The organism is Pseudomonas sp. KCJK8993, assembly GCF_046230915.1.
Lineage (GTDB): Bacteria > Pseudomonadota > Gammaproteobacteria > Pseudomonadales > Pseudomonadaceae > Aquipseudomonas > Aquipseudomonas piscis.
Map to the genome: position 1 here is coordinate 83,473 of NZ_JBJJLO010000001.1, position 18,062 is coordinate 101,534.

The 18,062-nt window shown below is 63.4% G+C and carries 20 protein-coding genes; all 20 read left to right on the plus strand.

The annotated features are described in order from the left end of the window. Window positions 1–52: 52 nt before the first annotated feature. Window positions 53–2,632 (plus strand): phage tail tape measure protein, encoded by a 2,580-nt coding sequence (locus ACK6AU_RS00395; RefSeq protein ID WP_409297167.1) that lies wholly within the window; start codon window positions 53–55, stop codon window positions 2,630–2,632. 9 nt (window positions 2,633–2,641) lie between these two features. Further along, the gene (locus ACK6AU_RS00400; RefSeq protein ID WP_409297169.1) at window positions 2,642–3,487 is read left to right on the plus strand and encodes a phage tail protein; all 846 of its coding nucleotides are present in this window, start codon (window positions 2,642–2,644) and stop codon (window positions 3,485–3,487) included. Next, window positions 3,462–3,668, plus strand: coding sequence for a tail protein X (locus tag ACK6AU_RS00405; protein ID WP_185700106.1), 207 nt, complete (start codon window positions 3,462–3,464; stop codon window positions 3,666–3,668). The genes ACK6AU_RS00400 and ACK6AU_RS00405 overlap by 26 nt, the downstream gene beginning before the upstream one ends. A 58-nt stretch (window positions 3,669–3,726) precedes the next feature. Further along, window positions 3,727–4,770: a phage late control D family protein gene (locus tag ACK6AU_RS00410; RefSeq protein ID WP_185700107.1), complete on the plus strand. Its 1,044-nt coding sequence runs from the start codon at window positions 3,727–3,729 to the stop codon at window positions 4,768–4,770. Window positions 4,771–4,857: 87 nt separating this feature from the next. Beyond that, entirely contained in the window at window positions 4,858–6,009 is a 1,152-nt protein-coding gene (locus ACK6AU_RS00415) for a glycosyl hydrolase family 18 protein (protein WP_409297171.1), read from the plus strand. 51 nt (window positions 6,010–6,060) lie between these two features. Further along, on the plus strand, window positions 6,061–6,252 hold the full coding sequence (locus ACK6AU_RS00420) for a hypothetical protein (protein ID WP_058433276.1): 192 nt from the start codon (window positions 6,061–6,063) through the stop codon (window positions 6,250–6,252). An 89-nt stretch (window positions 6,253–6,341) separates the two neighbouring features. Continuing rightward, window positions 6,342–6,833 carry a phage tail tube protein gene (locus ACK6AU_RS00425; protein WP_185700109.1) on the plus strand — a complete coding sequence of 164 codons (492 nt, stop codon included), beginning with the start codon at window positions 6,342–6,344 and terminating at the stop codon, window positions 6,831–6,833. Between the two features lie 8 nt (window positions 6,834–6,841). Next, window positions 6,842–7,189 carry a phage tail assembly chaperone family protein, TAC gene (locus tag ACK6AU_RS00430; RefSeq protein ID WP_103324153.1) on the plus strand — a complete coding sequence of 116 codons (348 nt, stop codon included), beginning with the start codon at window positions 6,842–6,844 and terminating at the stop codon, window positions 7,187–7,189. Window positions 7,190–7,218: 29 nt separating this feature from the next. Beyond that, entirely contained in the window at window positions 7,219–7,473 is a 255-nt protein-coding gene (locus ACK6AU_RS00435; protein WP_031321344.1) for a hypothetical protein, read from the plus strand. 57 nt (window positions 7,474–7,530) lie between these two features. Next, window positions 7,531–8,757 (plus strand): phage tail tape measure protein, encoded by a 1,227-nt coding sequence (locus tag ACK6AU_RS00440; protein ID WP_409297174.1) that lies wholly within the window; start codon window positions 7,531–7,533, stop codon window positions 8,755–8,757. Window positions 8,758–8,795: 38 nt separating this feature from the next. Next, complete coding sequence (locus ACK6AU_RS00445; protein ID WP_022643403.1) at window positions 8,796–9,134, plus strand: phage tail protein; 339 nt, start codon at window positions 8,796–8,798, stop codon at window positions 9,132–9,134. Next, the gene (locus tag ACK6AU_RS00450; RefSeq protein ID WP_409297176.1) at window positions 9,131–10,510 is read left to right on the plus strand and encodes a hypothetical protein; all 1,380 of its coding nucleotides are present in this window, start codon (window positions 9,131–9,133) and stop codon (window positions 10,508–10,510) included. The genes ACK6AU_RS00445 and ACK6AU_RS00450 overlap by 4 nt, the downstream gene beginning before the upstream one ends. Continuing rightward, window positions 10,510–10,896, plus strand: a complete 387-nt coding sequence (locus ACK6AU_RS00455; RefSeq protein WP_409297178.1) for a hypothetical protein — start codon at window positions 10,510–10,512, stop codon at window positions 10,894–10,896. Before ACK6AU_RS00450 ends, ACK6AU_RS00455 begins: the two co-directional genes overlap by 1 nt. Then, window positions 10,862–11,032, plus strand: a complete 171-nt coding sequence (locus tag ACK6AU_RS00460; protein WP_409297180.1) for a hypothetical protein — start codon at window positions 10,862–10,864, stop codon at window positions 11,030–11,032. The genes ACK6AU_RS00455 and ACK6AU_RS00460 overlap by 35 nt, the downstream gene beginning before the upstream one ends. A 63-nt stretch (window positions 11,033–11,095) precedes the next feature. After that, window positions 11,096–11,779: a phage minor tail protein L gene (locus tag ACK6AU_RS00465; protein WP_053134540.1), complete on the plus strand. Its 684-nt coding sequence runs from the start codon at window positions 11,096–11,098 to the stop codon at window positions 11,777–11,779. 2 nt (window positions 11,780–11,781) lie between these two features. Further along, a complete protein-coding gene (locus tag ACK6AU_RS00470; protein ID WP_185697808.1) occupies window positions 11,782–12,558 on the plus strand; it encodes a C40 family peptidase in 777 nt (258 codons plus the stop codon). 55 nt (window positions 12,559–12,613) lie between these two features. Continuing rightward, complete coding sequence (locus tag ACK6AU_RS00475; protein ID WP_185697809.1) at window positions 12,614–13,246, plus strand: tail assembly protein; 633 nt, start codon at window positions 12,614–12,616, stop codon at window positions 13,244–13,246. A gap of 64 nt (window positions 13,247–13,310) precedes the next feature. Further along, window positions 13,311–13,919, plus strand: coding sequence for a tail assembly protein (locus ACK6AU_RS00480; RefSeq protein ID WP_409297183.1), 609 nt, complete (start codon window positions 13,311–13,313; stop codon window positions 13,917–13,919). 60 nt (window positions 13,920–13,979) lie between these two features. Next, complete coding sequence (locus ACK6AU_RS00485; protein ID WP_409297185.1) at window positions 13,980–17,075, plus strand: host specificity protein J; 3,096 nt, start codon at window positions 13,980–13,982, stop codon at window positions 17,073–17,075. Then, on the plus strand, window positions 17,072–17,359 hold the full coding sequence (locus ACK6AU_RS00490) for a hypothetical protein (protein WP_409297187.1): 288 nt from the start codon (window positions 17,072–17,074) through the stop codon (window positions 17,357–17,359). Before ACK6AU_RS00485 ends, ACK6AU_RS00490 begins: the two co-directional genes overlap by 4 nt. Window positions 17,360–18,062: the final 703 nt, after the last annotated feature.

Here is an 18,062-nt window from a genome sequence, read left to right on the forward strand (position 1 = left end):
GCGACATGGTCTGGTGGCTCACGGATTGAGCCTGTCACCACGGGGGCGGCAAATGGCGAACAACACGCTGGTATCGACAGTGATAAAGATCGGCGGCGCCCTGGACGCGACCTGGGATGCTGCCACCAAGGCGGTGGAAGGTCGGATCAAGGCGCTCGACGAGCAGGCCAGCAAGGCCCGGGGGCTGGCGACGGCCATCGGTGAAACCCAGCGCCTGCGCCGGGAACTGAACCAGGCCCGCAAACAAGGCGCGGCTTCGGCCAGCGACTTGCAGGCCAAGCTGGACAGCAGCCTGGACGGATTGCGCAAGCAGGGCATCCAGGTCCGCAAGCTGAACCAGGAGTACCAGGCCCTGGGCCGCGCGGCCCGGGGCCTTGAGCTCAGGGCCAGGGGCCAGCGGCAGATCGAGCAGGGCAAGACGGACCTCAAGTCCAGCTACGAGCTGGCGAAGAAAGCCGTTGGGGTGCTGGCGGTGCCGGTCAAGATCAACGCCGACTACCAGGCGACGATCCGCGACATCGCCATCAAGGGCAATATCGCCAATACCCCGCAAGAGGCGCAGCTGGCGCGCAATGTCCTCCAGGTTTCCCGGGACTCCGGGCTGGGTCGCGGCGAGGTCGCCAGCCTCATCGCCGGGATGACCGCCAATGGCACGTCGTTGGACAAGGCCCAGCAATATGCCGGGCTGGCGGCCAAGTTCGTGATTGGCCAGGGGGCCGGCGTCGGCGACACCGCGACCTTGATCCGGGCCCTGGAGACGCAGGCCGGGATCAGCGATCCCACGACCCTGGCGCGGGCCCTGGAAGCCATGGCCCTGCAAGGCCAGGCGGGCAACTTCGAAGCGGCCGACATGGCCCGCTTGCTGCCCGACCTGCTCAAAGGCGCCAAGGACATGAAGCTCACCGGCATGGATGCGGTGAGCCAGGTGGGGTCGATGCTGCAATTGCAGATGTCGACGGCCAACGGCGCCGATCAGGCGGCCGGCAACCTGAAGAGCTGGATGGGCCAGATTCGCTCACCGGCCACTGCCGCGGCGTATGCCAAGGCCGGCATCGACTATGAGGGATCGCTGCAGACCGGCCTGGAAAAAGGCATGTCGACCCTGGAGGCGAGCTTCGCCCTGGCCATGAAGTACATCCAGGTCACCGACCCGGCCAAGGCCGCACAGATGACCGCGGCCCAGGCGCAGATCAGCCAGCAAACCGACCCGCAGAAGGCCCAGGCGATGCTGGCCGCCCTGGCGCAGTCGCTGCGCGGCGCCGACCTGTTCGTCAACATGCAGGTCGATGCCGCTTTGCAGGCCTACGCCCAGGGTCAGGATGGGTACCAGAAGCTCAAGCAGGACTCGCTGACGGCCTCCGGCGTGCTGGACAAGAACCAGGCCGAGCGCCGAGGGACGTCGGCGCAGATCTGGAAGGAAGCCGATGGCGCGGTCGACAACCTGCAGCAGGCGTTCGGCCAGGCCCTGACCCCGGCCACCGACCGCTTGGGCCAGAGCCTCACCGGGCTGGCGCACGGCCTGACCGAGCTGACCCACCAGGCCGCTCCGGCGGTACTGGGGGTGACCGTCCTGGCCGGCAGCCTGCTGGCGCTGAAGAAGTTGCAAGCGGCCTACACCCTCGGCAAGGGCCTGTTCAACGTGGCCCGGGGCTCGATGATGGGCAACCCGGACTTCATCCAGAAGGTGCTGGTCACCAACCCGGAGGCACTGGGTGGCGGTGACTACGACATCGACACCGGCCGTGACCAGAAAGGAGGCAAGGGACGCAGGGGGAGGCGGGGTGGAAAAGCCAAGGGTGGCTTGGCCAATAAGACCGCCCAGAAGCTGAAGGACTTCTTTGGTTCAGGCAATGCGGGCAAGGCAGGCAAGGGCGCGTTGGTCTTGGAGGCAGGAATCTCGGCGGTTAAAAACAGCGGTAATGTGATCAAGCCGCTGATCAAGGGCGGCAGCGTTCTGTCCGTGGCCGGGGCTGTTTTTCAGACTGCAGACACCTACCAGAATGCCAAGACCCGGGACGAGAAAGCCGAAGGTTATGGCAAGGCTGCCGGAGGCCTGGCCGGTGGCGTGCTGGGTACAGCGGCAGGTGCTGTGGCCGGTGTTGCCGCCTCCGCCATGACCGGTGCCATGGTGGGCTCAGCGGTGCCGGTACTCGGGACCGTCGTTGGCGGCATCGTTGGCGCTGGGGTGGGAATCCTGGCGGCCTGGGCTGGAACCGAGGCCGGCGGCTTTCTGGGCAAGAAACTGTTCGGCGGCGATGACTCGCTCAAGTCGATGCCCGCCGCCGGCCCGTTGATGATGCGTGACGCCGGCAAGAACATCCCGCCGGTCATGGACGATCTCGCCAACTCCTTCAAGAGCGGGCAGACCCCGCCGCTGATGGGCCAGGTGGTGCGTTCCATGCCGCCGGCGCCCGGCACGTCGAGCACCCTGGCCGAACCCTTCAAGGCGCCCTTGGCGCCGGCGATCGAGCAGCAGTTCAGCTTTGCGCCGGCGATATCGGTCACGGTCCAGGGCGATCTCAAGGACCCGGCGCAACTGGCCCGGGAACTGGAGCCCTACCTGCGTTGGCAGTTCGACGAGTACAGCCGCCAGGCCTCGGCTCGCCAGCTGTCCGATGCACCTCACGTTTAAGGAGACGCCATGGCCTACATGGAACAGCTGCAATCGGGGTTGCAATCCCTGGTGGCGGCAGCGGAGGCGGGGCGGCGCAGCGCGGACGAGATGCTGGGGCCCATGAACGGGGCCATCGGCGATATCACCGGCGCCGCCCTGGAGCTGGAGAACCTGCCCGTGGTCGGGCCGCAAGTCGGCACCCGGCTGCGCCGCATCCTGCGCGGCATCGATGCCGCGCAAAGCCGGGTCGGCGAGGTGGCGGCCCAGTACAACCAGGCCGTCACGGTAGCCGGGCAGGTGCAACAGCGCCTCGGCGCCTTGCAAGAGCAGACGGCCAAGGTCGGGGCGGCGATCAACCGTATTGGCGGGCAGATCAGCCCGGCCCTGGGCACGATCTTTCCCAGCAGCCTGTTCGCCGCCCAGGAAACGCCCACCGCCGAAGCGGTCAAGCCGTTCCCGCACCTGCTGATCCTCCAGCTCCTGGGGGCTGCTTCCCAACCCTATTACTTCAACCTGGACACGGCGGCCTTCGATGAACTGCGGCGCCAGACCAGCTTTCGCTGGACTGGCCAGGAGCGCCTGGGCCGCAGCCCTGCCCAACAGGCAGTGGGCCTGGGCGACGAACGCATCAGCCTCAAGGGGGCGATCTTCCCCGGGTTCAAGGGCGGGCTGGGGCAGTTGCAGGCCTTGCGCAGCATCGGCCGGCAGTTGCGCCCCTTGAGCCTGACCACCGGCTACGGCGAGGTCCTGGGCACCTGGTGCCTGACCAGCATCGACGAAGACCAGGGCCATTTGCTGGCCGGCGGCATTCCACGCAAACAGGCCTTCTCACTGGAGTTCGTAAGCTATGGCGACGACTTGCAGAACCTCTGACGGCGATCTGCTCGACACCTTGTGCCAGCACTACTACGGCCATTTGAACGGCACCGTCGAGGCGGTGCTGGATGCCAACCAGGGCTTGGCCGACGAGCCCCAGCCATTGCGGGCCGGGGTGCTGATCCTGCTGCCGGACCTGCCGGCACCGGAGCAGGTACTGGTCCAGCTATGGGACTGAGCCATGGTCTCGCTCCTGCAAATTCCTTTACTGATCGGCACCCAGTGCGAGGCGTTTTATGACCCCAGAGTTTCGTATCGTTGCCGATGGCCGGGACATTACCAGCCAGATCAACGACCGGTTGCTGTCCCTGCGCACCTCGGACAAACCCGGCATGGAGTCGGACGAATTCGAGCTGCGCATCGACGACCGCGATCGTGCAGTGGCGCTGCCCAGCCGTGGCGCCAGCATCGAGGTGTTCATGGGTTATGCCGGCCAGGGGCTGACCCGCCTCGGGCGCTACACCGTGGATGAGGTGGTGGTCTCCGGCCCACCGGACACCCTGGAGATCCGCGGCAAGGCCAGCGACATGCGCGGCAGTGGCAAGACCACCCGCAGCGGCAGCTGGGAAGACGTGCCGCTGCAACAGGTGGTCCGCGACCTGGCGGCCCGTAACGGCTGGACCCCGGTGTGCCCGGTGGCGACCAGGGTCCTGCGGGTCGACCAGCTCAACGAGTCCGACTTCAACTTCATCACCCGCCTGGCCCGGCAATACGACTGCACCGCCAAGGTCGCCGAAGGCAAGTTGCTGGTGCTGCCGCGCCAGGCCGGGCAGAGCGCCAGCGGCAAGGCCCTGGGCAAGGTCACCATCCACCGCCACGAGGTGAGCCGCTATCAGTTTCGCCTGGGCGACACCAGCAGCCACAAGGCGGTGCAGACCCGTCACCAGGACAAGAAGAGCGGCAAGCTGCAGGTGATCGAGCTGGGTAACGACAGTGCCCCGCCCGGGGTGCCCGCGGTGCACACCGACCGGCACATCTACCCGAACAAATCCGCGGCGCAGCAGGCCGCCAAGGCGCGCCTGGCGGCGTTCAACCGCAGCACCGCGGCCCTGCGCCTGGATCTGCCCGGGCGCATCGACCTGTTCGCCGAACGCCTGATCGACGCCCAGGGCTTCAAGGCCGGGCTGGATGGCGAGTACCTGGTGGAGTCGGTGGAGCAGGTCTTCAGCCCGTCGGGCTGGAGCACCACGGTGCAGTGCAACGCTGGCAAGCAGGGCAAGGCCCGGGCCAAGGGCAAGCCGAAACCCCAGGCCAAGCCGCTGAAGGTGCTGCCACTCTAGGTCGGCGGCGTCCGCTGCGAGCCTTTGGACGGACCCTTTGCGGACGTCCGGTTTTTTTCCCGATGCGGTTCACCCGCAGGAGATTTCATGAATTCCAACCTCATCCAGCCGGCCTCTAAGCGAGGCATCCGGCGGTTCTTGCGTGGCCTGCTTGGCGGCTGCGCCCTGGCACTGGCCAGTGCGGCCCAGGCCGCGCCCTTTGTCCTGGCCTACAGCGACGGCCAGGTCGAGACCTCCTACAGCAACCTCAAGGCTTTTTATCGCAACCTCTCGGCCGTGGGCCTGGGCAGCACCTACGGCCTGACCGTCACCGGCCAGTTGCACCAGGAGGGCATGAACGACACCACCCGGCAGATCATCGCGTTCGCCAAGTCCAAGTCCTTGCCGCTGTACCCGACGGTCTCGGACTACAACCAGGACATCGCCGCCTTCGACCCGGCCATTTCCCACTCCATCGTCAACAACAAGGCCTTGAGCGCCGGCAGCATCGAGCAGTTGGTGACGCTGGCCCGGGAGAACGGGTTCGCCGGTATCAACCTGGACTTCGAACAGGTGGAGCCGCGCAACGCCCAGGCGTTTTCCGCCTATGTCAAAGCCCTGGGCCAGGCCCTGCATGCCCAGGGGCGCAAGCTGATCATCAGCGTGCCGCCCAAGCTCGACGACCAGCAGCCCGAATACCTGCAAGGCTACGACTACCGGGCCTTGGCAGCAGCGGTGGATTACTTCCAGCTGATGACCTACGACCAGGTCGGCCCGGGCTGGAGCAGCGGCGGCTTCCACGGCGAAGTCTGGCCGGGCCCGGGCTCGGGCCTTGACTGGCAGCAAGCGCTGCTGGCCTACGCGGTGACGCGGGTACCGGCCGGCAAGCTGCTGTCCGGGCTGGCGGCCTACGGCCAGGACTACAGCATCGGCAATCGGGTGCACTGGTCGGCCTACGAGGAAATCATCGCCGAGCACAACGCCGCCACCCACCTGGACGTCCCCTCGGCCACTCCTTACGCCACCTGGGGCCCGGTCAACAGCTTCGCCGATGGCATCGAGTGGACTGCGGAGCGAGCGCAGCCGGTGCTCTGGTATGACGACGCCCAGAGCATTCGCCGCAAGGCCGCCCTGGTCGGGCGCCTGGGCCTGGGCGGCACCAGCGTCTGGGCCATGGGCTACGAAGACGCAAGTTTCTGGAGCGCCCTGCAGGCCGGCCTGGCCAAGGCCCCGGCGTTGTTACCCGAGGGACGCGAATGACGCCGTCCCGCGCTCGCCCAATCACCTTCGATGGATACGGAGCACCCAGCCATGAATGACGAAGAACTGGCGGCCATCAATCGCCTGATCGCCGCCCTCCAGGCCCAGGCCGATGGCCAGTCCGCCTTGAACGGCGCGATCCGCCTGCTGGCGCAGAGCAACCAGGCCCTGGTGGACCTGATCAAGAGCCGTGAACCGGACCCCAACGCGCCCCCCTACCTGGATGGCTCGCCCGCTCCCTGAGCCCTGGCCCCGCGCCTTGGTCCGCCCCCGAGCAACACACCCTCGACCCGCCAACCGCGGGTTTTTCATTGTTTTCTGGAGAACACCCGATGTCGATTCTTACCCAAGGTACGCAAATTTTCGCCCTGGTCCCGCCCGTGACCGGCAGCGGCCCCTACACCGTGCTGGAGGTCGAGCACGTCACTTCCTTCGAGCCCGGCGGCGCGCCTGCCGAGCAGATCGAGGACACCACCCTCGACGCCCAGGAACGCAGCTACAAGAAAGGCCTGCGCACCCCTGGCACCGCCAGCCTGGGGCTCAACGCCGACCCGGCCAACGCCAGCCATGTGCGCCTGCACCAGCTGTCCGAAGCCAATGGCGAGACCAGCATCAAGTGGGTCGTGGGCTGGTCCGACGGCAAGGGCGTCGCGCCGACCGTCAACGCCAAGGGTGACAACTTCGAACTGCCGACCACCCGCACCTGGTTCGCCTTCGACGGCTACGTCTCGGACTTCCCGTTCAACTTCGCCCTCAACGCCGTGGTCACCACCACCGTGACCATCCAGCGCACCGGTGGCTCCACCTGGATCAAGAAGGCCTGAGCATCGCCATGAACCTCAAGCAACTCAAAGCCAAGGGCGGCATCGTCGATGCCCAGCCCGTGAAGAAGCAGGTGAGCTGGACTCACCTGGACAGCAAGACCGGCAAGGAGGTGACCGACACCTTCACCTTGCACATCCGCCGGCAGTCCTTCGGGGTCATCGAGCGGCTGTTCGCCGACAGCGACAACGAGCAGAGCCGCAACGCCCGCTACATCGCCGCTTCGGTGGCACTGGGCACCGATGGCGGCGAGGCCCTGAGCTACGAGGATGCCTACGGCCTGGAGCCGACCCTGGGGTTTTTGATCCTCAACGCGGTCAATGAGGTCAACGGCACTGGCGGTGCGGCAAAAAACTGACGGCCGCCGATGAGTTCTGGCACGAGTTGGTGCTGAACGGAGTCGGCGGCCGGACGATTGCCGAAGCCAAGGAACGCATGACCTACCACGAAGCCCTGGCATGGGGACGCTATATCGACCGATATGGCTCCTTGCATACCGGTAGGCGGCTGGAGGCGGGCAGCGCCCTGGTGGCGCTGCAGACCCACCGGCTGGGCGGGGGCGTGGCGGAGTTGTTGGACTTCATGCCCCATGAACAACGTTTGGGCTTGTCGCTCGAACGCGCGATGAACGAGTGGCGCTGATTCCAGGCCACTTTTCCCGAACCCGTTTCGACGGGTTTTCATGACCCGGAGAACCCCATGGCAACAGCTTCCCAAGGGCTGGACCTGAGCGGCCTGGAGCGGGCCCTGGACAAGGCCCAGCGCATCACCGACCAGGCCATGCGCACCATGCAGCGGCGCATCGACGAGGCCGGCAAGAGAATCGCCGAGTCCATGACCCTGTCGTCCGCCTCGGCGCTGGACGCCAGCGCCAGTGCCTTCGACGACCTGCGCAAGGCCTATGACCCGGCCACCACCGCGGTCGACCAGTACCTCAAGAAACAGGGCAGCCTGGCGGCGTTGCTCAAGCAGAACAAAAGCGCTGAAACCGACTACGCGCAGACCCTGGAGCAGCAATACCAGCAAAGCGTGCCGCAAGTGCCCAGCACCTACACCGAACGGGCAGGGATCAGCTTTCCCCAAGGCGATGCCTATGGCCGGATCACCCAGGACAGCGACGACTATGCGACTCGGCTCGAAGACCTGAAAAGCAAGAGCGACGATGCCAAGCAGCAGGTGCAGGGTGACTTTGCCCAGATGACCGAGTTGCTCGATGGCTGGAAGACTGGTGCGGTGTCCGCTTTCGAGGAGTACGTGAAAAAGGGCAATGACGTGGCGGGTCAGACCAAGACGGTCTTCACCAGTGCCTTCCAGAAAATGGATGAGGCAATCATGACGTTTGCTACCACGGGCAAGTTTTCCTTTTCCGACTTCGCCAGTTCGGTGCTCAAGGACATGGCGACCCTGGCGGCTAAGACGGCGGCCTCTGCTGGCCTGAGCTGGATGTTCGGTCTAGCCAAGACGGCGGTTTCGAGCTTCTTTCCCAGCGCCGCCCCTGCGGCACAGTCGTTCTCGCTTGGCGGTGCCACCACCGTTTTTAACCCGCAGCTCGATGTATCCAACGTGCACTATGCCAAGGGCGGGGTCTTCAGCAACACCGTGGCCAGCGCTCCGACCCTGGCGCCCATGGCCTTGTTCGGCGAAGCCGGGCCCGAGGCGATCATGCCCCTGAGCCGGGGCGCCGATGGTTCCCTGGGCGTGGTGGCGCTGGGGGGCGCACCGGCCGGCAGCACCAGCAACCAGCAGGTGGTGATCCAGCAGACCATCAACGTCGGCGAAGGCCAGGGTGCCGGCCAGGGCGCCGGCGCCAACCCGCAGAACCTCGCCAATGCCTATGCCAGCGCCGCCCGACAAGGCGCTGCCGAACAGATCGCCCGTGACCTGAAGCCGGGCGGCCAGATCTGGTCCGTCATCAACGGCCGCTGATACCCAGCGGCCGCGACGGCTCACGCCCGGAGAAAAGCATGACCATCGAAACCTTCGCCTGGGTGCCCAAGGTGGAACCCGTGGGCACCGTCGAATTCCGCCTCAAGTCGGCCCGCTTCGGCGACGGCTACCAGCAGGTGGTCCAGGACGGCATCAACAACAAGACCCAGTCCTGGCCGCTGACCTTCGTCGGCGACGAAAGCCGGATCAAGCCGATCATCGCCTTCATCGACGCCCATCGCGGCGCCACGCCGTTCTACTGGACCCCACCCCTGGGAGAACAGGGGCTGTACCGCTGCAAAACCTATCAACCCTCGCCGTTGGGCGCAGGGATGTACACCCTCAGCGCCACCTTCGAACAGGCCTTCCATCCATGACCCTCAAAACCATCAAGGCGGGCGCCCAGCCCAACGATGGCACCGGCGACAACCTGCGCAACGGTGCCCAGATCATCAATGAGAACTTTGCCGAACTGGATAACCGGACCAGTGATGCGGCGTCTCAGATCAATACCATCAACAACAAGCTCAGCACGGTCGAGGCAGGGGCCACGAAGAACCGGCCGGATGCTGAATTGCTTGCCCGTGCCAGCCACACCGGGACCCAGCTTGCGGCCACCATCAGCAACTTTTCTCCAGCAGTTAAAGCGATCCTGCAAGGCAATGGACTTGCGGATTACGTCAAAGAGATACCAGAGGTTCAGCTCAATGGCCTGCTGGCAAACTCTTTTGTCTACGTCACTCCAGACGGTACCGGCGCTATCCCGTTCCAGACGTCAACGTTTTACGTGATCCATATGACGCATCCGAACACCGCATATGCAGTTCAGATTGCAGTTAGCGCCGGTCAGGGCAAGCAGTATTCGCGATTCAAGGCCGGTGGTACGTGGTCGCAATGGAATAGCAATTTAACCGCTGGAGACTACGGAGTAGGGGCTTGGGCGCTTCAAGCGCCGGCTGGAAACACCATTGACGCGCGAGTTCCCACCGGGCTCTACGGTTTTGCTCCGGCCTACGGCGGCGCTCCAAGTCCCATCGCTTCAGGCGAATACATAAACCTTCAGGGTTCAGTTGACGCAAAGCGCGCCACGCAACTGGCTTTTTCGCATGACACTGATGAAATGTGGTTCCGCCGCGATACTGGCGGTTGGCAGCCGTGGAAAAAGCTCCTGATGCAAGGTGACTTCGGTGTGGGTGCAAAAAAGCTGTTCACCTGCACCGATGCAAACAACGTGGCTGAAAATGGCGAATTGCTGGTGTATCCAGGAACGCTAAACGGCCCCACCCCTGGCGTGTACGGAACGCTCAGGACGTCGTTCTATGACAAGGACACCGGCAACTGGACGCAGCTGATTCTTAGCACAGCTAACAACAAGATGTTTTATAGGGGCTGTGTCAATGGCGCAATCCAGTCGTGGATGCAGGTTAACGAAGAGTTCATCACGAACGCGAACGGTAGCGCGGTTAAGCTCTCTGACGGCACGATGATTTGCTGGAATACTTCCACTCAGAGATTCACCACTAATATTCCTATCGGTCAAATGTTTACTACTGAATGGCAATCTTTTAATTTTCCGGCTGCATTCGTAGGAAATAGTCCAGTGGTTACGGTTTCATCGAAAGATCCTGGAAACGCGCTAAGCTGGGGTGCAGTACAAGGCACGTCACTTAATACTCTAAGCATAGCTCTTTTTTCGCCTATTTCTAGCGCAATAGCAAATCTCACTTACATAGCTGTAGGGAGATGGAAATAATGGTAAAAATTAAGTTTTCCCCAATTCATGCGCCGACATTTGAGTTATTAAAAACTTTGAAAGTCGAAGGGTACAAACTTACGGTAAACGGAGAAGAATTCGATTTCTCACCGCTTGAGAAGGGCTACGAACTTTCGCTCGATGCCATCGACTCGCCCCTGTTCGCCGATAAGGCGGTGATGTCCGCCGACGGCGTCCTGTCGATCACGCTGCTCATGCCCTACGACGAAGCCACGGCCACCGACGCCATCCGCTTCCCTGAGCCTGTGACCGTCACCGCCGCCGGCCCGGTGGAGATCCCCACCAACCACCCCGCACAGCCCCCCGTAACTCCAACCGTCGAGGCCGACCATGGACTTCTCGCAGAGCAAGAAAACCTTCACTGAGCAGGACCAGAAAGCCAACGAGGCCCGGGAGTACCTGCGCCAGACCGACTGGCTGGTGGTGCGCAAGCTGGAAACCGGCCAGGACATCCCGGCCGATATCGCAGAGAAACGTGCCGAGGCCCGTAGCCTGATCTAGCCGCAGCCAGCTGCCTACCCCACCCGCCAGCGTGCGGGTTTCTTTTTGCCTTGAGGAAACACCATGCCGATCACGGCCGATATCCAGACCCTGGAGCCTGGCGCGTGGGTGGAGCTTTTCGAGCTCGACGCCACCAGCCTCGGCGCCGAACTCTACCGCTTTCACGGTTACCCCCAGCAGTCGTCGATCTTCTGGCAGGGGCTCGAGTATTCCCCCTGGCCGATCCAGGCCGAGGGCTTCGAAATGACCGGCAAGGGCTCGCAGCCGACCCCGACCCTGTCGGTGGGCAACGTCGATGGTTTCATCACCGCCCTGGTGCTGTATTTCGAAGACCTGGTAGGGGCCCGGCTGATTCGCCACCGGACCCTGGGCAAGTACCTGGACGGCCAGCCCGAAGCCGACCCCGAGGAAGAACTGCCGCCGGACATCTGGTACGTCGAGCGCAAGGTCGCCGAAGACAACGAGGTGGTGCAGTTCGAGCTGTCCAGCGCCCTGGACTTCAACGGCGTGCAGCTGCCACGGCGGCAGATCGTCGCCAACGTCTGCTGGTGGCTCAGCTGCGGCGGTTATCGCGGCCCTTACTGTGGCTACAACGGCGGCCCGGTGGCGGACGTCAACGACGTGATCGTCACCGATGCCGCCAAGGATAAATGCGGCGGGCGCCTGAGCAGCTGCAAGCTGCGTTTCGGCGAGAACAACCCGCTGCCCTACGGTTCGTTTCCTGCGGCGGGCCTGCTACGGAGCTGAACATGAACAAGGCGAACCTGGCGGCCATCGAGCGCCACGCCCTGGCCGAATACCCCCGCGAGTGCTGCGGGTTGCTGATTCGCGAAGGTCGGCGGCGGGTCTATGTGCCGTGTCGCAATACCGCCGCCACCCCCAGCGAGCACTTTCGCCTGGCTCCCGCGGACTACGCGGCAGCCGAGGAGCGCGGCGAGGTGCTGGCGGTGATCCACAGCCACCCGGATTACTCGGCCACGCCCAGCGAGGCGGACCGGGTGGCCTGCGAGGCCTCCGGGTTGCCCTGGCACATCGTCCAGGTGCTGGCGGACGACGCCGGCCAACCGCGTATTGGCCAGTGGGCCCAACTGGCGCCCAACGGCTACCAGGCACCCTTGGTTGGCCGGGCCTTCGCCCATGGCGTGCACGACTGCCTGAGCATCATCCTCGACTACTACCGGCGCGAGCTGGGTATAGAACTGGGCGACTACCAGCGCGAGGACGGCTGGTGGGACAAGGGCGGCAACCTCTACCTGGAGCACTTGCCCGAGGCCGGTTTCGAGCGGGTAGGGGACCTGCGCCAGGGCGACGTGGTGTTGATGCAGATCCGCTCGCCGGTGCCCAACCACGCGGCCATCTACCTGGCCGATGGCGTGCTCAAGAGCGAGCCTGCGCACTACCCGGCACCGGGCTCCATCCTGCACCACCTCTATGGCCGCGACAGCAAGCGCGACACCTATGGCGGCTACTGGGACGAAGTCACGGTCAGCATCTGGCGCCATCGCCAGCTCATGGCGTCGGCTTGAGGCCGTTGCCTTTCCCGGCTGCCAACCGGGGATCTTTCTTCCTGGGAGTCATGTGATGAATCAGCAAAAAGTCCGGGTCGTGCGGTTGTACGGCTCGCTGGGAGCCCGCTTCGGCCGGGTGCATCGGTTGGCGGTGGGCAGCGCTGCGGAGGCGATCCGCGCCTTGTGCGTGCTGGTGCCGGGATTCGAGGCCTTCCTGATGGCATCCAAGGATCGCGGGGTGACCTACTCGCTGTTCCTCGGGCGCGACAACCTGGGCCAGGATCGCCTGCACGCTCCTTGCGGCAACAGCGATATCCGCATTGCCCCGCTGCTCATCGGCAGCAAGCGCTCGGGTGGATTGCAGACCATCATCGGCGTCGCCCTGGTGGTAGCCGCGTCCTATTTTTCCGGTGGCATTGCCGCCGCGGGTGGCAGTTCAACCTTGATCGGGACTACCGGCACCACTGGCTGGACCTTCGCCGCCAGCATGGGCATTTCCCTGGCCATGGGCGGGGTGATGCAGATGATGTCGCCGCAGCTCAAGGGCCTGGGGGCCATGGACCGTCCCGATAACCGTGCCAACTACAGCTTCAACGGCCCGGTCAACACCACGGCCCAGGGCAACCCGGTGGGCCTGCTCTATGGCCAGTTGATCGTCGGCAGCTCGGTGATCAGCGCCGGCATCTACGCCCAGGACCAGCTCTGAAACAGCGGTCTGCGTTGTCCATCCCAACCCGCCGCGGCGGGTTTTTTATCGCCAGGAGAACCCCATGGGCTTGGCCGTAGAACCACAAAAGATGCAAACCGTGCTGCTGTCCGGCTCCCTGGCACGGCTGTTCGGGCGTGAACACCGGGTGGCCATCAGCGCAGGCTTCAAGGACGTGATGGGTTACTTCCGGCAGTTCCCGGGTTTTGAGCGCTATATGGTGCAAAGCGCCGACAAGGGCCTGCGCTTCGCCGTGTTCAACGGTCGGCGCAACCTGTCCGAGACCGATATCCACCAGCCCCTGGGCAAGCAGGTGATCCGCATCGCCCCGGTGCTCGGTGGTTCCAAGCGTGCGGGAGGCCTGCAGACCATCCTCGGCGCGGTACTGATGGCCGTGGCCTACTACAACCCCTTCGGCTTTCTCACCGGCCCGGCAGTCACGGCCATGATGATGACCGGAGCGACCATGGTGATCGGCGGCGTGACGCAGATGCTCGCGCCCATGCCCAAGGGCCTGGGCGCCCAGGAACGCCCGGAAAACCGCCCCAGCTACAGCTTCAACGGGCCAATCAATACCACGGCCCAGGGCAACCCGGTGGGCCTGCTCTATGGCCAGTTGACCATCGGCAGCACCGTGATCAGCTCCGGCATCTACGCCCAGGACCAACTCTAAGCATTTCCGTCTTCCACCTGCCTGCGATGCCGCGGGCCTCATTTCGCCTGAAGGAAAGCCATGACCGACCCTATTCTCGCCGGTAGCAAGGGCGGCGGCGCCAAGCCGCCCCGTCCCTCCGTGGAAGCCCCGGACAGCCTGCACAGCACGGCCTATGCCCGGATCCTCGATCTCGTCAGCGAAGGCGAGATCGTGGGCCTGAAGAACGGCAAGCGCTCGGTGTTCCTCAACGAGACGCCCCTGGCCAACGCCGACGGCAGCCTGAACTTCTCCGGGGTCAGCCTCGAGACCCGCAACGGCAGCCAGGACCAGACCTACATCCCGGGCTTTCCGGCGGTGGAGAACGAGTCCCAGGTGGCGGTGGAACTGCGCAGCGACCAACCCTGGACCCGCGCCATCACCAACCTGCAACTGTCGGCGGTGCGCATCCGCCTGGCGGTCTCGCGCCTGGCCCAGACCAACACCAGCAACGGCGACACCAACGGCTACACGGTGCGTTACGCCATCGAGCTGTCCACCGATGGCGGGGCGTTCGTCGAAGTGCTGCAGTCGGCCTTCAGCGGCAAGAGCTCCAGCAAGTACGAGCGCTCCCACCGGGTCGACCTGCCAGCGGCCAAGGCCGGCTGGACCGTGCGGGTGCGGCGGCTGACGGCGAACTCCAGCAGCGGGGCAATCGCCGATACCACCAGCGTGGAGTCCATCACCGACGTGATCGACGCCAAGTTGCGCTACCCGGGTTCGGCGATCATCGGCCTGCAGTTCGATGCCTCGCAGTTCCAGTCGATTCCCAACCGCTCCTTCGAATTGCAAGGGCGGATCATCCGCGTGCCGAGCAACTACGATCCGGCCACCCGGACCTACAGCGGCGTGTGGGACGGCACCTTCAAGTCGGCCTGGACCGACAACCCGGCCTGGATCTACTACGACCTGCTGCTGCACCAGCGTTATGGCCTCGGGCACCTGCTCAACGCCGCCCAGGTGGACAAGTGGGAGCTGTACCGCATCGGCCAGTACTGCGACCAGCCGGTGTCCGATGGCAAGGGCGGCACCGAGCCGCGCTTTACCTGCAACCTCTATCTCTCGGTGCGCGCCGATGCGCTGAAAGTGCTGCAGGACCTGGCCACCACCTTCCGCGGCATGGCCTATTGGGGCGCGGGGTCGGTGATGGCGGTGGCCGACATGCCGGAAGACCCGGTGTACACCTATAGCAACGCCAACGTGATCGACGGCAAGTTCGTCTACGGCGGCTCGGCGAAAAAGACCCGCTACAGCGTGGCCCTGGTGAGCTGGAACGACCCGGCGGACTTCTACCGGCAGAAGGTGCAGTACGTCGACGATCCGGAAGGCATCGCCCGTTATGGCGTGCAGCAGACCGAGATCACCGCCACCGGCTGCACCTCCCAGGCCCAGGCCCAGCGCATCGGCAAATGGGCGCTGCTGACCAACCGCCTGGAAACCGAAAGCGTGAGTTTTTCCGTGGGCCTGGACGGCACCCTGGTGCGTCCGGGGCAGGTGATCCGCGTGGCGGACAACGACCGGGCCGGCCGGCGGATCGGCGGGCGCCTGCGCTCGGCGACCCTGGACGCCCTGGTGCTGGATGCCGACGTCAAGGCCTACCCCGGCGATACCCTGACCCTGATCATGCCCACTGGCAAGGCGATCTCCCGGGTGATCAAGTCCGTGGGTTATCCACTGACCTGGGACAGCACCCGCATCACCTGGGACAGCGGCGCGATTACCCTCGACACCACCGGTTTTCCCGCTGAAGTGCAGCGGGTGGTGCTGGAGAAAAAACTCGAGGAGCTGCCACCGGTGCATTCGATGTGGGCCATCGATTCGCCGACCCTGGCGGTCCAGCAGTTTCGCGTGTTGTCGGTGGCCGAGGACTTCTCCGACTCGGCGATCAAGTACAGCATCAGCGCGGTCAAGCATGTCGCCGCCAAGTTCGCGGCGATCGACAACGGCGCGCGCATCGACCAGCCACCGGTTACGGTGATCCCGCCGAGCGTGCAGAACCCACCGAAGAACGTGCGGGTGCGCAACGAGCATTTCGTCGACCAGGGCAGCGCGGTCGGGGTCATGACCATCGACTGGGAGCGCCCGGACAACGCCATCGCCTACGAGGTGCACTGGCGCAAGAACGACGGGGATTGGGTGTTCGCCGGACGTACCGGGGGCAACGCCTTCGAAGTCAGCGGTATCTATGCCGGGCGCTACGTGGCCAAGGTCCGGGCGATCAACGCCCTGGACATCGGCTCGGTGTTCGCCACCTCGGCCGAGACCGTGCTCAACGGCAAGACCACACCGCCGCCGATGGTGGCTTCCTTCAACGCCGAGTCGATCGTGTTCGGCATCAAGCTCAAGTGGAGCATCCCGGCCGGGCTGAGCACCGCCGATCTGCAACGGACCGAGATCTGGTACAGCCAGGGCAGCGACGTGGCGACCGCCACCAAGTTCGGCGACTACGCCTACCCGCAGACCGACCTGACCATCATGGGCCTGGCCGCTGGCGTACGGTTCTTCTTCTGGGCGCGCCTGGTGGACAAGATCGGCAACCTGGGCGCCTTCCATGGGCCGGTCACCGGACAGTCATCCTCGGATGCCGGGCCGATCCTCGAATACCTCAGCGACAAGATCAGCGAGACGCAACTGAGTCAGCACCTGCTGCAGAAGATCGAGTCCGGCGGCGGTGCCCAGGTCGAAGTCGAGACCATGAAGCGCGAGCTGGCGGCAATGTATTCGATCAAGACGCAACTGACGGTGGATGGGAAACCCTATCTGGCGGGGATTGGTGTCGGGGTCGAGAACGATAAGGGCGTTATTACCAGTCAGGTATTGGTTGCGGCTAATCGGTTTGCGGTTGTCGACCCTAATACTGCCAAGGCGGTATCTCCGTTTGTTATTGAGAATGGCGCTACTTATATAGACTCTGCGTTTATTCAGAACGGCAGTATCAATATGCTGAAGATTGGCGATAACTTACAGTCTGATAATTATGTGCCGCAAACGACTGGTTGGAAACTTGGTCGAGACGGGAGTTTCGAGATCAATGGTACTGTGCCTGGGCAAGGTCGGATGACGATCAATAATCGAGCAATAAAGGTTATCGACTCGCTTGGGGTCGTGAGGGTCCAAATGGGAGATCTGACAGCATGAGCTTCGGAGTGAGAACAAAAAATAAAAATAATGATGTTATTAGTGAGTTTTCCGGGCGCTACCTCAGGTTTGTGAAAAGTATCAGGGTTGAAGCTCTGCAAAAAGGAAGTTTCACTTTTTCCGGAAATCCAAAATTTACCAGATACTTTTTTATTGCAGATCAACCAGTTTCTACAGTCCCCCCTTACATTGAGATTTCAGGTGATACGGTTTCATGGCGCCCATATGCTACCTCTCCAACTTTTCATGTAGGTGGGTACATACTGCTGGGGGCCTACTCGTGAATTATGGCGCTGTTTTCAGGAATCCGGGTGGAGACTTGGTCATCGATTCGGATTTCCTTAATTATGGGTTGGTTGCCAGCGGGACTTATACCGCTACTGCCGGTACGTCTATTGGCGGTCCAGTGATTTCATTCGGCTCTGCCTCTACCAGCATCGCTCCGCCACTCATCGCTGCGAAATGGCCGGCTAATGATGGGCTCTATTGCTGGGGGGTGAAAGCGATAGGTAGCCCTGGCGCCTGGACTGGATTCCAGTTGCTTCTCCAAGCGATACCCGCAGCCAATGTAGTCGTTTCTTATGCGGTGTTCTCGGCGAATCCAATATCTGCAAGCGGTTTGGGTCTGATTGTAAGGAACTCTGAAAGAGTTCCAACATTCGATTCGGAGTTCACTCCGCTAGCCATTGCTGGATTTCTTGAGCCTCAAGGCTGGGCCATACTGTCGAGCTCGCTTCCTTATGATGGATATAGAGTGGCAACCTATACAAGGGTAAATCCAACTCAGGGTGCCAGTATGGTTTTGTCAACTCATAGGTTCGGTGACCTTGTCTATCCTGGTGGGGTAGAGGGAAGGACCCCTGTTGCCATTGCATCCTATGGCTATGGATACGGTTCTAATGGAACCTTGAGGCTGATTATTACTTTGAATACGGCCAGCTCATCGGCAAACCCCTCAGCACTTTCAACGCCCAATGCGTACGTGTC

What these genes read in the sequence shown, in the direction of transcription:
- ACK6AU_RS00395 (WP_409297167.1), top strand. Translation starts at nt 53, where the DNA reads ATGGCGAACAACACGCTGGTATCGACAGTGATAAAGATCGGCGGCGCC.
- ACK6AU_RS00400 (WP_409297169.1), top strand. Translation starts at nt 2,642, where the DNA reads ATGGCCTACATGGAACAGCTGCAATCGGGGTTGCAATCCCTGGTGGCG.
- ACK6AU_RS00405 (WP_185700106.1), top strand. Translation starts at nt 3,462, where the DNA reads ATGGCGACGACTTGCAGAACCTCTGACGGCGATCTGCTCGACACCTTG.
- ACK6AU_RS00410 (WP_185700107.1), top strand. Translation starts at nt 3,727, where the DNA reads ATGACCCCAGAGTTTCGTATCGTTGCCGATGGCCGGGACATTACCAGC.
- ACK6AU_RS00415 (WP_409297171.1), top strand. Translation starts at nt 4,858, where the DNA reads ATGAATTCCAACCTCATCCAGCCGGCCTCTAAGCGAGGCATCCGGCGG.
- ACK6AU_RS00420 (WP_058433276.1), top strand. Translation starts at nt 6,061, where the DNA reads ATGAATGACGAAGAACTGGCGGCCATCAATCGCCTGATCGCCGCCCTC.
- ACK6AU_RS00425 (WP_185700109.1), top strand. Translation starts at nt 6,342, where the DNA reads ATGTCGATTCTTACCCAAGGTACGCAAATTTTCGCCCTGGTCCCGCCC.
- ACK6AU_RS00430 (WP_103324153.1), top strand. Translation starts at nt 6,842, where the DNA reads ATGAACCTCAAGCAACTCAAAGCCAAGGGCGGCATCGTCGATGCCCAG.
- ACK6AU_RS00440 (WP_409297174.1), top strand. Translation starts at nt 7,531, where the DNA reads ATGGCAACAGCTTCCCAAGGGCTGGACCTGAGCGGCCTGGAGCGGGCC.
- ACK6AU_RS00445 (WP_022643403.1), top strand. Translation starts at nt 8,796, where the DNA reads ATGACCATCGAAACCTTCGCCTGGGTGCCCAAGGTGGAACCCGTGGGC.
- ACK6AU_RS00450 (WP_409297176.1), top strand. Translation starts at nt 9,131, where the DNA reads ATGACCCTCAAAACCATCAAGGCGGGCGCCCAGCCCAACGATGGCACC.
- ACK6AU_RS00455 (WP_409297178.1), top strand. Translation starts at nt 10,510, where the DNA reads ATGGTAAAAATTAAGTTTTCCCCAATTCATGCGCCGACATTTGAGTTA.
- ACK6AU_RS00460 (WP_409297180.1), top strand. Translation starts at nt 10,862, where the DNA reads ATGGACTTCTCGCAGAGCAAGAAAACCTTCACTGAGCAGGACCAGAAA.
- ACK6AU_RS00465 (WP_053134540.1), top strand. Translation starts at nt 11,096, where the DNA reads ATGCCGATCACGGCCGATATCCAGACCCTGGAGCCTGGCGCGTGGGTG.
- ACK6AU_RS00470 (WP_185697808.1), top strand. Translation starts at nt 11,782, where the DNA reads ATGAACAAGGCGAACCTGGCGGCCATCGAGCGCCACGCCCTGGCCGAA.
- ACK6AU_RS00475 (WP_185697809.1), top strand. Translation starts at nt 12,614, where the DNA reads ATGAATCAGCAAAAAGTCCGGGTCGTGCGGTTGTACGGCTCGCTGGGA.
- ACK6AU_RS00480 (WP_409297183.1), top strand. Translation starts at nt 13,311, where the DNA reads ATGGGCTTGGCCGTAGAACCACAAAAGATGCAAACCGTGCTGCTGTCC.
- ACK6AU_RS00485 (WP_409297185.1), top strand. Translation starts at nt 13,980, where the DNA reads ATGACCGACCCTATTCTCGCCGGTAGCAAGGGCGGCGGCGCCAAGCCG.
- ACK6AU_RS00490 (WP_409297187.1), top strand. Translation starts at nt 17,072, where the DNA reads ATGAGCTTCGGAGTGAGAACAAAAAATAAAAATAATGATGTTATTAGT.